The sequence below is a fragment of the Eubacterium sp. AF36-5BH genome, assembly GCF_003460505.1.
Lineage (GTDB): Bacteria > Bacillota > Clostridia > Lachnospirales > Lachnospiraceae > Eubacterium_G.
The window spans coordinates 1-13,490 of record NZ_QTVG01000016.1; the positions used below are offsets into that span (position 1 = coordinate 1).

13 protein-coding genes are annotated in these 13,490 nt (G+C 32.9%); all 13 read right to left on the bottom strand.

The window, feature by feature from the left end; translation table 11 throughout:
* A partial coding sequence (locus tag DW006_RS11815) for a glycoside hydrolase family 76 protein (protein WP_147337656.1) occupies nt 1-3,258 on the bottom strand: 3,258 nt, incomplete at its 3' end.
* Between the two features lie 252 nt (nt 3,259-3,510).
* The gene (locus DW006_RS11820) at nt 3,511-4,404 is read right to left on the bottom strand and encodes a polysaccharide deacetylase family protein (RefSeq protein ID WP_158561140.1); all 894 of its coding nucleotides are present in this window, start codon (nt 4,402-4,404) and stop codon (nt 3,511-3,513) included.
* A 33-nt stretch (nt 4,405-4,437) separates the two neighbouring features.
* Nucleotides 4,438-5,298 carry an RsiV family protein gene (locus DW006_RS11825; RefSeq protein ID WP_118000883.1) on the bottom strand — a complete coding sequence of 287 codons (861 nt, stop codon included), beginning with the start codon at nt 5,296-5,298 and terminating at the stop codon, nt 4,438-4,440.
* Between the two features lie 25 nt (nt 5,299-5,323).
* Complete coding sequence (locus tag DW006_RS11830; RefSeq protein WP_243002625.1) at nt 5,324-5,812, bottom strand: RNA polymerase sigma factor; 489 nt, start codon at nt 5,810-5,812, stop codon at nt 5,324-5,326.
* A gap of 306 nt (nt 5,813-6,118) precedes the next feature.
* Nucleotides 6,119-7,438: an IS30 family transposase gene (locus DW006_RS11835; protein WP_158561141.1), complete on the bottom strand. Its 1,320-nt coding sequence runs from the start codon at nt 7,436-7,438 to the stop codon at nt 6,119-6,121.
* A gap of 688 nt (nt 7,439-8,126) precedes the next feature.
* Nucleotides 8,127-8,348 carry a type II toxin-antitoxin system MqsA family antitoxin gene (locus DW006_RS11840; RefSeq protein WP_336302302.1) on the bottom strand — a complete coding sequence of 74 codons (222 nt, stop codon included), beginning with the start codon at nt 8,346-8,348 and terminating at the stop codon, nt 8,127-8,129.
* 8 nt (nt 8,349-8,356) lie between these two features.
* The gene (locus DW006_RS11845; protein ID WP_243002626.1) at nt 8,357-8,590 is read right to left on the bottom strand and encodes a DUF4258 domain-containing protein; all 234 of its coding nucleotides are present in this window, start codon (nt 8,588-8,590) and stop codon (nt 8,357-8,359) included.
* A 59-nt stretch (nt 8,591-8,649) separates the two neighbouring features.
* Nucleotides 8,650-8,805, bottom strand: a complete 156-nt coding sequence (locus DW006_RS12125; protein ID WP_158561142.1) for a hypothetical protein — start codon at nt 8,803-8,805, stop codon at nt 8,650-8,652.
* Between the two features lie 25 nt (nt 8,806-8,830).
* Nucleotides 8,831-9,043, bottom strand: coding sequence for a hypothetical protein (locus tag DW006_RS11985; protein ID WP_147337657.1), 213 nt, complete (start codon nt 9,041-9,043; stop codon nt 8,831-8,833).
* A gap of 165 nt (nt 9,044-9,208) precedes the next feature.
* Complete coding sequence (locus DW006_RS12470) at nt 9,209-10,405, bottom strand: sce7726 family protein (RefSeq protein WP_347475144.1); 1,197 nt, start codon at nt 10,403-10,405, stop codon at nt 9,209-9,211.
* 27 nt (nt 10,406-10,432) lie between these two features.
* Complete coding sequence (locus DW006_RS11860; RefSeq protein WP_118000891.1) at nt 10,433-10,714, bottom strand: helix-turn-helix transcriptional regulator; 282 nt, start codon at nt 10,712-10,714, stop codon at nt 10,433-10,435.
* Nucleotides 10,715-11,046: 332 nt separating this feature from the next.
* Nucleotides 11,047-13,161 (bottom strand): bifunctional UDP-sugar hydrolase/5'-nucleotidase, encoded by a 2,115-nt coding sequence (locus DW006_RS11865; protein WP_118000893.1) that lies wholly within the window; start codon nt 13,159-13,161, stop codon nt 11,047-11,049.
* Between the two features lie 153 nt (nt 13,162-13,314).
* Nucleotides 13,315-13,476 (bottom strand): transposase, encoded by a 162-nt coding sequence (locus DW006_RS11870; RefSeq protein ID WP_347475145.1) that lies wholly within the window; start codon nt 13,474-13,476, stop codon nt 13,315-13,317.
* Between the last annotated feature and the right edge of the window lie 14 nt (nt 13,477-13,490).

A 13,490-nucleotide genomic window follows, 5' to 3' on the forward strand; every position in this document is an offset into this window, starting at 1 on the left:
AACCTTACCTACATCGCTTCCTTCTCCAATTGCTACTGTTGAAGTTTCACTCTGTGTTGTAGGCGCCATTGTTGTTGGTGCCTCTGTTGTTGGGGCTATTGTTGTAGGTGCCTCTGTTGTTGGGGCTACTGTAGTAGATGCAACCGTTGTTGGTGCCTCTGTAGTCGGAGCTACCGTTGTTGGTACCTCTATCGTTGGGGCTACTGTTGTTGGTACCTCTGTCGTTGGAGTTACCGTTGTTGGTCCCCCTGTCGTTGGGGCTACCGTTGTTGGTACCTCTGTTGTTGGCGCAACCGTTGTAGGCGCTGCTGTTGTAGGTGCCTCTGTCGTTGGGGCTACTGTAGTAGTTGCCTCTGTTGTTGGGGCTACTGTTGTTGGTTCTTCACTAAATAAGAAATAATCAATATTTCCAACATATGTCTTTCCGCTGTCAGGAGTAAATTTAAGATATACCTTATGAACTCCTGCACTTATCTCTTTTTCCAAAGCAAACTTTTTTTCAACATATGTATCCCAACTATCTTCAGCAGTTTCAGTCAGATACAATTCTCCAACAGGTGTCGTATCCAAACTATCTAAATATAATGATACTTTTCCTGTGGCAATCCTACCTCTTACAGAGTAATTCATTATAATACTCTTTGCGGTTTTGGTAAACCTTACACTATCATATCTTGCCCATTCACCGTCATTGGTATTTCCTAGGTATGTATCATAATTAATTGTTCCATTATAGTCATCTGTTCTCTCTGCTTCAATTTTTGAAAATGCATCTCTATATGCACTATCCGCAAGAATAGTTCCGTCAGGCACTATCCATTCTCCATTTACGGTTTCCATATGGAAAGTTTCCCCTAAGCCACCTATAGTAGTTGAAGTTGAAAGAACCGCCTTGTCGCCATTTGGATCAACACACAAATACTTTCTATTTGCAATTGACCTAATAGCAAAATGTTTATTTTTACTTGTATCTTCCTTGTATCTTTCTATAACAAATTTTTCTCCGGTATATATTGCGGAGGTGCTTGCTGTAAGATATGCTCCTTCACTTACCATACATATATATTTTCCTGACACTAATGATTTGAAAGAAACTGTTCCATCATCATTTTTAATTATTTTAAACTGTTCCCACTCATCTCTATTATCACTTGTTGCAACAATTGTTGTATCACTGCTTCCGTTTTTACACACTGCATACTGATTTGATGCATCTGACTTTAGGAAAAAGTATCCCTGATCATCCTTTGTTGCCTTAGTAAATTTAAAATAATCAAAATTACATACATGTGGTGTATCTGACTTAAACACTATGTATACGTTCTGTACTCCGGTAATGCGGGCTGTATCAATTGTCACTTCCTTCCAGTTCTGCCATGTTCCTGTATTTTCAATGCTTGCCTTTGCAATAAGTGGTCCTGTTGTGCTTCCAAGCCTAAATTCCAGTGTTCCTTTTGCATCTTCTTTTTCAGTTTCTCTTGAATATTTAAATGTAAGTTTTGACGCACCTGTCTCACCAAAATCAATATTGTAGTAAGCAGCATAGTTGCCGTTCTTCACACCACCAAGACTTCTGCCACCACTTGTTCCGCCGGAATTTTCTGAAATAAGCCCTTTACAATAATCTAAATCTTCTGCTTCAATATTTGAATAAGCATCTCTTTGTAAACTATCTGCATATGTTGGCATGTTCGCCATAAGTGAAATGGCGTTATATGCCGCAAATGAATCCCATGTTGCGTCTTCAGATGCTTTTCCCTGCCATGCACATTGCATAATTCCTTTTGAATTACTATTCATCCATGCAACTCTTGCATTATCTTTAAAGAATGAAAGATACTCACCCTTATTAAAATCTACAATGAATTTTCTCATATACCTCATGAGAATTCCTCTCATACCTGAAAGGTCACCTGAATTTGTATTCTCTTCTTTTAAAATATTGTTATAGCATAAGTTTTTTACTGTATTTGCCATGACATTGCATGCATCATCATAATACTGCTGTGTTCCATATTTTTCATAAAGCATGATTGCTGCTCCAAGGAAAGTTCCCTGATTATAAGTAGAACGCCAGGCGTTTCCTGCACTATCCCATACATGTCCTGCATCATCGCCTTCACGTACATACAGTGAACTGTTTCTCCATGCATCAAATACCCTTTTAGCTTTTGTATAGTAACTGTCATCGCCCGTGGCAATTGCCAGATAACATGCACCTACTGTTGCAGGTCCGTTAATGCATGACAATGTTCCGTCGCCTCTACCATTTTCATGAGACCATCTGATCATTCCGTCTGTTCTTCCTTCTGTTCCTCTTTTATACATAAAGTCCCAGTTTTTCTTGGCAATGTCTAAATAACTCTGATCACCAAACAACAAATATGCTCTTACGGAATCAAGCACTGCCCAGGCTATATCATCATTAAAATCATTATTTGACCAATAATCTCCATTTCTTGCTATAAAATCCTTATATGTATTTTGAAACATATCCCTGTAAATTGATTTTCCTGTTGTTTCATATCCATCAAGCATAGCCTCCATAACTTCTGCAATTCCCCAGAATCCACCACCTAAGCTGTCATATCCGGTTGTTGAATTTTTAACATAATATTTGTTCTTAAATGCTTCTAAAGCTTTGTCTGCCATTGCTTCAGTAAATGATGAATTCTCAGCATCACTCTTTTGTATTCTCCAAATCTGGCGAGGCTCATAATCTACACTTTTTGCCTTTGTCCATAATCTGACCTGTGCGCCATCCTTATTTTTTTTGTCATCATCACTAATAATTTCAGCATATTCTTCTTCACCATTATCATTTTTTACAGCTGAAACAATATAGTAACATCCGGAATATGTTCCTGATGTAATTGGCACTAACTTCCATCTGTAGTTATCGGAATTATCATTGCCATTTAAGTCCATATTATCACCACTGTTTTTACCGGTTATTTTTATACTTTTACCGGATACTACATTGGTAATATTATAATAATCCCCTGTTTCCTTTAATGTCCATCTTGCCAAATCGCTCATTGCATCTGTGTTCCAAACCACACAATTTGCATAAAATGTTGAAAGGTCGGTCTGTGTTATTGCCTTACCATTATATGCCGATACAATTGTATAAGTTGCACCATTAGTTATTCCTGCAGTTGCAGCTTTTACTTCAACATTTTGACCAAAATTCATACCTACCCCAAACGTGCTAACCATAACTACTGTTAGCAAAATTGAAATAAATCTTTTTAGCATGTTTCCCTCCTATTTTTACTCTTTTTTGTAGGTTATCACCTTACAAATTAAGGCTCAATGTAATATAAAATTTGGTTACCATTTCTAAAAAATGCACACCAATTTTAAGTTGGGACAGATAATACTTTTAGCCTTTATTTAATTGTTTTTGTATCTGGTTCTATCTGGTTATTTATCTCCTGTGAAAAGTTAATTTTTTGCATATAAAAACCACAATGCTAAGTTTTTAATTTAACATAACGGTTCATATATCTAGAAGAATTCAAAATATGGCTTTCTATTTTCTAGTTTGTAGCCTTTAGCCTCTGCCATTTCAGATACTGTAACTAACTGATATCCCTTTTTTAGTAGTTTTGGAACAATCTTTTTTACTGCATCTACTGTCCATCCATGAATGTCATGCATCAACACTATATCTCCATCATGAGCATCATTCATAACAGACCTTATTGTTTCCTTTTTGCTTTTTGTCTTCCAATCCAATGTATCCACAGACCAGCAAACCATAGGTGCATTTACATATTTACTTACCTTCTTATCCCTGATTCCTGCTCCGTAAGGTGGTCTCACAAATTTAGTTCCATGTCCAACATGCTTCTTAATCAAATCATTAACCCCTTCCACTTCCCATTTGATTTTTTTCGAGGATAATGTTAGCAATGACTGATGATCCATCGTATGATTTCCCATGTCACATCCTAATTCATCCATTTTCTTTAAAATTTCTTCCACCTTTATATCGTTTCTGGAAAGACTTGTACCACACATAAAAAACGAAGCTCTAACTTTATATTTTTCCAATGTTTCCAGCAATTCCAATGTTCTCTCCCCCGGCCCGTCATCGAAGGTTAATGCAATCATAGGTTTATTAGGATCAATTACTCTTTTATTATCTTTTGTTGTTTTCGCTTCGGTTTTACCGTTTTCTTTCTTTGTTTCAGTTGAAGCCTTTTCACCATTAGCTGCAACATTCTTTGTATTTTCAACAACTCCACCATTAACTCTTACAACTATTTTACTCCCTTTGTTTTTTTCTATTAAAGTATAACCGCCTACTCCGATTACTAAACACAATATTAATAACGTGGATACTACACGCATTTTAAGTTGTCTTATTCTCTTTTGTTTTTTTTCATCTCTTGTCATCTTTTTCATCTCCATCATCTGTATTTATGTTTCTTAATTATTTAAAATATTTTTTACTATATCTTTTGATATTACAAACTTAGGCGTACCTGTACATCCTGGTCCTACCTCGTACTCATCAAATGCAATTACTATATTTCCCTCATTATTTATATAGTAGTTTTGATTGCCTGATATTTCTTTAAATCCTGTAGAAATACCATTATCTTTAATAAAATATACAACGTCTTTAGTCAACATTTGTCGTTTCATTTGTCGTTTTATATCATTACTTATAATCTTTATATAATCAGATTTTTTCTTAAACATATCTTTTAGACTAACAATCTTTCCACTTGATTTATCTATATTGTAATATCTATGAAATTCGTATCCACTTGCTCTGGTTTCATTTATTGTAAATGCTATTGTAAACCACTTATCATTATTAACAACAATTTTATAATCCATATATAAATCACTAAATCCACTTGAACCTAAATCTGCTTTATATTGATTCACTATCTTGTTTGTATATTTTTTTATATCATTATTTAACTTTTCAACTGTTTTTTTGTTTTTAATATCTCCATTAGAATCTACTTTTGCCATATTAACTTTGATATTTTTATCTTTATCATATTTTCTAACTGTTATTACAGTAAAAATATTTCCCACCAAAGGTATATTTTCCAAAGATGATGCCAATGTTTCATTTGTATTTGGCATAATTACAACTAACAACAATGCAGCAACAGAAATCATCCATCTTGCAATTATAACTTTTTTCCTTTTTCTTTTTTTATCAATCTTAGCATACTCTAAAACTTCATTTAATTTCATTTTTTCATCATCAGGAACTTCGACTCCAATATATTGACTTTTTAGTTTTTTTAACATTTCATCATTTACCATCTTAATTTCTCCTTCATATCACAATTTATTTAACTATCATATACTCTTTTAACTTCTCAAGTGCCCTATATATCCTACTTTTTACTGTACTTAAGTTTTCACCTAAAATGTACGCAACATCATTTAAACTCATTTCTTCAAAATATCTTAACACAATTACAGCCCTTTCTTTATCTGTTAATTTGTTCAACGCCTGTTTCAATTCAATCTTATTATCTTCAATCTCAAACATATCTTTTTCATCTTTCATTTCACTTACAATATCTCTATCCCAATTAAACCTGTTTTTTTTAATATAATTAATTGCTTCATTTATAATAATTTTGCATATCCATGTGTCTGCATATTTTACCTGACGTAATTTTTTCGAATTATATATAGCCTTATACGCTCCTTCTTGTACTATATCCTGTGCATCATTTTTATTTTGAGCATAGCTATATGCTATATGATAATATTTGTCATAATTATTTATAAGAAGTTTGCTAATTATATCTTCTTTTTTCTCTTTCAATTTTATCTCCTTTACGCTTTATACTATTTAGACTATTCAAAGTACCAAAAAGTTTCATTTTTTTATAAAAAGAATGCAAAACTAACTTCTGGTTTGCTTTTTCCATTTTCATTTTGCAGAACTAACTTCTGGTTTCGTCATTTTTTGCATGTTTATCTGTTGTTTTTTCCCTTTATCAATTCTATAATTAAGTTAAATCAGTGGATTTTTGAGCATACTAACCAGGCTCCCAGAAATCACAGTGCAAGAGTAACTTCTGGATGCCTGTGGATTTGGCTATCCTTTTCGTATCCTCCTGCCTGTTTTTTACATCAATAGATCAGGCTTCAGGTGGATCTCATCCGGCAGGATGATTTCCAGCCCAAGCTTTTCCATTGCATTTTTATCAAATGACTTCAAGGCCTTATTTATTGGTGTCTCACCATTAAATTTTGGTCTTGATGTGCTATTGATATGATTTACCATTAACTGAACCTTTTCCTGTGTAAGTTCATCAAATGATGTTTTCTTTGGCAATACATATCTTATGTATTCATGATTCTTTTCAAGTTCACCTTTTTGTTCTGAATGTCTTGCCTCACAATAGTATAATCTTGTTCTTTTTTCTCCGTTTATTCCTTTTTCGAACTTTTCAGGATCTGCAAACTCACTCCCATTATCCGTTAGAATAATCGGAAACAATTCCTTAAATTCTTCTATTCCTATTGTTTCTTCTATATAATCAATCACTCTTACTGTGTTTGACATTTCCTTACTGTCTATTAGAAATGCCAACATCAGATTGTTCTCCGGCCACAGAAATGTCTGTAATAGCTTTCCGCCTTTTACACCTTCCACTGTGTCCATCTGGACTATTCTTGTTCCGGGATTTTCTTCAATATATTTTAAAAAGTCATTATGTCTATGACCTAGCTTCTTTCTTGAACTTACCTTTGGTGTTTTCTCTTGCTTTGTTCTTTTCTTGTATCTTACAGTTCTGTGCATGTCTATGTTTCTTGCTGATAAATAACATTTATCAATATATTCATATACCGTTCTCATGCTGCATGGAATTTCTTCTTTATGATTCTCATATATATGTGCTATGGGCTGTCCCATTTTTATTAACGGACTTATTAGTTCATCCAGTTCTATGAGTTCTGCCTTTGTTATGTCTATTCCTTCTCTTGAACTTTTTAATGTTTCAAGATACTCATGATGTGCACAATTCGCATTATACAGATATTTACCATATCTGCATGTGGAAGATTTTTCACATGCATTACAAACATATGGTGCCTTGTGTTCTATTGGACAGCTATGTGGTTTGTATGCATCACACAAGTCCATGCACTTATAACACTTCTTACATTGTATTCTACAATGATATCCTTTTTTCTTATTACACAGATTTCTTTTTTTACACTTTTCTTTGTATTTACAGTCATTTACTCTGTTGTAGTTTCCTGCAAGTTTTGTTCTTTCTTTAAAATATCTATGTTTTCTTATTTCTTTGGATATGGTGTCCGGTGAGCAGCCAATAACGTCAGCAATTGCTGCAAAGCTTAAATGATTTTTTAATCCTAATTGAATCTCCTGTCTGTTTTCCCAGGTTAAGTGTTGTCCTTTTTTTCTTTTTTCAGGCATTTTTCCTCCAATCCCAGGAGGATACATACCTATTATATCATTGCAGAACTAACTTATGGGTTAGTTGTATAAAACAGAACTTTGAAATTCATTTAAGTAAAAATACTTTTTTATAATTATATCTGTCATAGGGCAATCTCTTTCATTCTGTTTCGGGGCAAAGTTTTTATCCTGTGTAAATTCTTTGTCCTTCAGAGATTTCCCCTATCCATTCATGTTTCAAACATAAAATAGATTGCTTCAGAGTAATACCCTTTAACTCTGTATTACATTTTCTGTTCCTCATAAAATTATGATTTTATGTGTAACTCAAGACCCTTGAAAGCCCTTAAAATAAGGTATTTCTCCAATTATTAAAAACTGCTGTCAATAGCCTGTTTTAAGCCTATTTATTAGCAAAAAAGACCCTGACGGTCTGTATTTCTACAGAACCATCAAGGTCATTCTTTATGCTTGGACACTCTCACAACTCATGTGAGTTTTATTTTTGCCTACTGGCACTATTGATTCAGTTTTACATTACTGATTCAAATTGATTCATTACTGGCTGAAAACTTTGCCCCAAAAGTGGATAAAAGTGTTTGCCCTGTAATACTTACTAGTGTATTTATTACTTGTTAGCAATAGCTGCCTGAGCCGTTACATATCATAGGCTTACTACAGCCACTCCTATTTCTGCTTTATCTTTTTATGCTACCTTTGAATAATCTAGCACTGCAATTTCCTGCATCATTTGCTTTGCTAAATTAACCATCTTTTCTAACTGTTCTGCTACTTCGTCTGTATAATATTTTTCTCCACACTGCTCACATTCTTCACAAGGAACATTTTTAATTACAATGATACTATTTTTGTAATTAACAACATGAGTTGTAGTACTTTGTTTAACTGTATCACATTTGCAAAACATACACATATCTATTTCCTCCTTGTCTTTAAATCTTTTTCAAACTTGATTGTATTTGGAAAGTATGCTGTAATAATATAAATATATTTTCCATCACTTCCAGCAACAACATATATTATTTTATCATTTATAGTATATCCAAAAATTAAACAACTAGGATGTGGAAAATCATCTGGATAATCTTCAATTATTTCACCTTCCAAAACACATTTTTTAACATCTGCTCTTGAAATGTCTCTTTCCAAATAAGTCTACGACTTTTGTTCTATATTTACATTATACTTATCCGTGTGTTAAATATCAATTAAACATTTTTTCTTTTCTCCCCCCTTTTGTACACAATAGTAATGCTATATTCTGTAGCTGAAATATATAGTTCAGAAATCCACTGTTCACCCTTGTTTTCAACTAATATATCTTTAAACTCACAATCTTCTTTGTCTACAAAATATTTTTTCATTATTTTGCTATGTTCCTTTTCTTCATCAGATATTAATAGGAAAACACATCCTCCATCTTCTTCTAAGCTTCTTTCGCTTCCATAATTCAAATCTACGGGTTAGTACATTTTTCCCCATTACTTCTATACCATACATATCATCTCCATCGTCATTTCTTCCTATATAGTACAACAAAAAATACTCATCTTTTACACTTTTCTTTTTTATCGAATTTTTCAATCTATCTTCTCTATCCATTCCTAATATGTCCAATATAGTGGTTTTACCTGAACCATTTTTACCTACTAATACAGAAATATTACTTATATTTTCTCCCATAAGATATTATAATTTTGATTTTACACTATTTTATGTGAAAAAAAACTCCTGCACACCATTTCCGGTATACAGGAGTTCATTATTTTAAGTAATTATATTCCTTTCACTTATCAGTGTATTACTTGTTCGCAATAGCTGCCTGTATTGAGCGGCAACCTTGTGGGAGTCGTTTTCTAAAAAAATAATAGTGTTATCTTTTTCGTTTCCTTCCACTTTACATAGCACCGGTTCTGTGGATGTTCTAAGTCTCCATTCAAAATAATCATCATGAACAACTATCTGATCTATGAATGTTTCCACTATGTCTTCTGGAATATCTCCACTGATAACATCATACTTTTTTTCCAGCAAATCCGTAAGTAATTGAATCTGCGTTTTTACATTTGAAACTATTGCGGAATTTTTCACATCACGCTTCAATAGCTCTGAATCAATGTACTCAATCTGCTTTTTGAAGACTCCTTTCTTTTCCTCATAAACTTCTTTTGAAATATCTCCTTCAACACGAAGTTCAACAAGATTGGAAAGTTTTTCTTCATATTTCTTTCGTTTTTTATTTAATTCTTTTACTTCATCAGTATAATCTACAACATTTTCATCTTTAATTGTTGCATTTAACATTTCTATTGCTCTATTAATAATTTTGTCTCTTTCTTTCCATAAATCATTAAATAGCCAATGTGCAACTATCTTTAATTTCCACTCCTGTATCACATCGCCAATAGTATTGTAGTCTCGCTGGAAAAGTTCCTCGCTTATCTGTTTATGTAGCAGCTCCCACGGAACTTTTTCCATGATTTTTGTTATTACAAAATCTTTGCTTTTTTGCTTATACTTTGGCATATTATTTATTTCCTGAATGCGAGCCAGTTCCGGTCTCCAAAGTATGCTTAATTTTCGTTTCATTTTGTAAGTTTTCTGAGCCCTTTTATTAATCCCCGGCTCTCGCAAAATTTGAAATTTTATATCTCCTTCATCTTCAGTCGCCACTATTATTCCCCAGTATTCACGGATATGTTCATCTATATGTTTGGAGTGACTGCTGCCTACAACTACATAATTGTAATCAAAAAATTTATTGTAATCTTTTATCTGTCTGGCAAGTCTTGTGTAAGTATCTGCATCACTTTTTATTTCCACCCCTACAAGAGTTTCTTCCAATACAAGCATTACATCTGCTCTTGATTTTGCAATCTGCTTTTCCTCTATTATTCTCACCTTACCAAATTTTTCATCAAAAAAATCAAATAAAGGTTCCCTTATATCCTTGTCTTTTAACATTTGTATTCCACCTGATATTGTTATATTTTATTGTTTACCTTCATTTATAACCTCCTGAATATTCCTATACGGAACATCTGTAAACAGTGACCTTATTTCGTTTACCACACCTAGACTGGTTGCTATTTTTATTAAACTTTTAAGTGATATCTGTCCTGTTGACTCAAATCTTTTTATTGAGCCATAACTTACACCACTTATTTCTGAAAGTTTTTCCTGGGAAATGCAATGCCGTTTTCTTATATTTCTTAATCTTCCAGCTATATTTTTATCTATTTCTTCTGTGGTTTCCCACACATATGTCTTCATATTTTGTTCTCCTTTACTGATAATATATTATCTATTTTCACGTTTTTGAGCCATTTTTAGATAAAATATTATCCATAAGTATTATAGCAAATGTTTGTTGTATTTCAAGTTTTATAATATTTCCTAAGCAAACTACACCTGAATATAAAGTAATAACTGTTATAATATATACTTTTCTACAATATACAAAAGACACCCTTTAAAGGTGTCTTTACTTTCCCGTGTTAATATTTATACAAAAATGTATCCGATTTTTCTACAAAGCAGCTTAATTGTTATCTTTCTTTCCCCTTCAAATTGATGGATTTGAAGGGGAAAGAAAATCAATACTCTTACTTAACAACTTTGATCTTTGACCATTTACCAAATTTTTTCACTTTTCCATAAGAAATATATGCCCGAACACGAACATACACTTTTTTCTTGGTTTTCTTTGAAAGTGTCATTTTAAATTTAGCTTTTTTGTAAAATTTTGATTTTACAATTTTTTTAAAGTTTCTCTTATAAGATATTTGTGCATGGTAACCAGAAGCACGCTTGAGGGCTTTTAGTTTAAGATCGATTTTTTTGCCGGTTTTCCTTGCTTTCTTTATTACAACCTTATTTGGAGCAATTTTGCGTGTGGTTGTAATCTGAGATACCTTTGTAGAAGGTTGCTCTTTAACAGTTGTGCTGTTTTCTGATGTTGGTGTTTCTGGTTTCACAGTTGTGGAATTATTTATAAAATGAATTCTTTCCTGACCATTGATATTTCTATATTCTTCAGGGATTGTTCCACCTTTTGAAGAGATATAATCAGAAACTAAGTCGGCATCAACCTTTTGAGCATCTACATCTACTAAAGCTTTGCAATTTAAGAACATCGTCATTCCATCATTTGTGTCATGATAATAACAATCATCAATCGCTAATGTATAAGTTTTATTTAAGTCTAAAGGTTCTGTACCAACTTTTACATTTTTAACGCGATATTCACCGTCTACTGAAACAAACTGTCCGTTTTCATCAATTGTGACAGATGGTTTAATATCAGTGTTTATATCATAAGTCAACCCTGAAGTTTGAATAAATCCACCGCATTGTTCAGGCCATAAATGAGCTCCCATTTCAAGACAATCAAGCAACTGTTTACCAGTAACTTCAAGCTTAACAACATAATCACTCCATGGTAAAACATTTAAAATATCTAAATAGGTCAATTCTCCTGAAGCTAAATCGGCTCTAATATTTCCACCATTAGAAAAAGCAACATCAGCATCCATACCAACTCTAAACGCATCAGTTATAAAATCACCCAAGTTTGTTTCCTGTGAACGGATAATTCGGTTTCCGGTATCCGGATTGTAACTATACAATCCAAAGTCACTTTCTCCAACTTTTCTAACTAAATTAGAATATTTTGATTCGATTCCTGTTACATAAGAATCTATAGTTTTGTATGAAGATAATTCTTTTTCTTCATCTGTGATTTGATTAACAAGATTTGTTTTAGAAGACAAAGAACCATCTTTGTTCAGTGTGATTTGTAAGACACCTATGTTAACTAGTTTTGTTCCAGTAGATGATAAAATAACATTCTTGCCTTCTTTATTTTTAACAGTATCGCCACTAAGAAAACTGTGAGCATGACCATCTAAAAATACATCAATACCGGTTGTATTGGCAATTAATTCACGTGAAGACCAACCATCAGTAATACCTTCATCACCAAGATGTCCCAATGCTACGATATAGTCTGCGCCTTTTGATTTCATTTTGTTTACAGCTTCTTGCATCTTTCCGTAAAATTCATTCAAGTCTGTTCCACAAAATCCATAAATGTAATTTCCGTCCTCATCCTGATATGTAGATACTGAACCTTTAGTTATATTTTCAGGAGTTAGAATACCTACGTAGCCAATCTTTATTTCTTGACCGTTAACATTATATGTTTTTATGTCGTATGGCTGTGAGATATTTTTATTTTCCTTTAAATCAATATAGTTTACAGCTAGATATTTAGCAGTGGAGTATTCCATAAAAGTTTTAGTCTGAGATATTCCATAATCAAACTCATGATTACCTAAAACCTGATAGTCATATCCCACATGGTTCATAATATCCAGGCAGTCTAATCCGTCTGATTGTGAGCAAATAACACTTCCTTGTAGTGCATCTCCCATATCTACCAATGTGACGTCGGCAGCAGACTTAGCAGCCTCCTCTTTTAAGGCGGCAAGTCCTGCAAATCCTAAACTCTTGCTTGAACCTGAATATTGTGAATGATTACTTACACCTCCATGTATATCATTTGTATAAAGAACGACAATTTGGTTATTATTTACATTCAAATCAGAAAAAGTAGTGGTATCTGATTCTGCACCATAAATCATCGTACTGGACAATAAGCTAATTATAAGTAAAAATGACATGCTTATTGAAAATAATTTTTTTGAATACTTATGCATTTCCAAATTCTCCTTTCATAAAATTAACTCGAAAATTGGTCTTAGTACTAATCCATTTTGTTATTTTATTATACCAATAGTGGCTCTTTGTCAAGCATGGGGGTAACCCAAGTTTATAACCAGGTTGTGAATAACATTCATAACCTGGTATTTTTAAATCGAAGTCATTAGAATCCTGTTTCTAAAATTCTCAAAATTTCTAAATCCATAAGCATTTCGCTTAATCACCTTAATCTTATTATTTGTACCTTCAGTAAATCCATTAGAATATGGACAATCAAATGCATTGAGTATGTATTTTGACCAATTTGCCAGCATTGTAAGAGTTG

Coding starts and splice junctions, on each gene's coding strand:
- DW006_RS12125 (WP_158561142.1), bottom strand. CDS start 8,805: ATGAAAAAATATTTTGTAGACAAAGAAGATTGTGAGTTTAAAGATATA.
- DW006_RS11865 (WP_118000893.1), bottom strand. CDS start 13,161: ATGCATAAGTATTCAAAAAAATTATTTTCAATAAGCATGTCATTTTTA.
- DW006_RS11825 (WP_118000883.1), bottom strand. CDS start 5,298: ATGGTAAATGATGAAATGTTAAAAAAACTAAAAAGTCAATATATTGGA.
- DW006_RS12470 (WP_347475144.1), bottom strand. CDS start 10,405: ATGTTAAAAGACAAGGATATAAGGGAACCTTTATTTGATTTTTTTGAT.
- DW006_RS11820 (WP_158561140.1), bottom strand. CDS start 4,404: ATGACAAGAGATGAAAAAAAACAAAAGAGAATAAGACAACTTAAAATG.
- DW006_RS11835 (WP_158561141.1), bottom strand. CDS start 7,438: ATGCCTGAAAAAAGAAAAAAAGGACAACACTTAACCTGGGAAAACAGA.
- DW006_RS11840 (WP_336302302.1), bottom strand. CDS start 8,348: ATGTTTTGCAAATGTGATACAGTTAAACAAAGTACTACAACTCATGTT.
- DW006_RS11860 (WP_118000891.1), bottom strand. CDS start 10,714: ATGAAGACATATGTGTGGGAAACCACAGAAGAAATAGATAAAAATATA.
- DW006_RS11985 (WP_147337657.1), bottom strand. CDS start 9,043: ATGGATAGAGAAGATAGATTGAAAAATTCGATAAAAAAGAAAAGTGTA.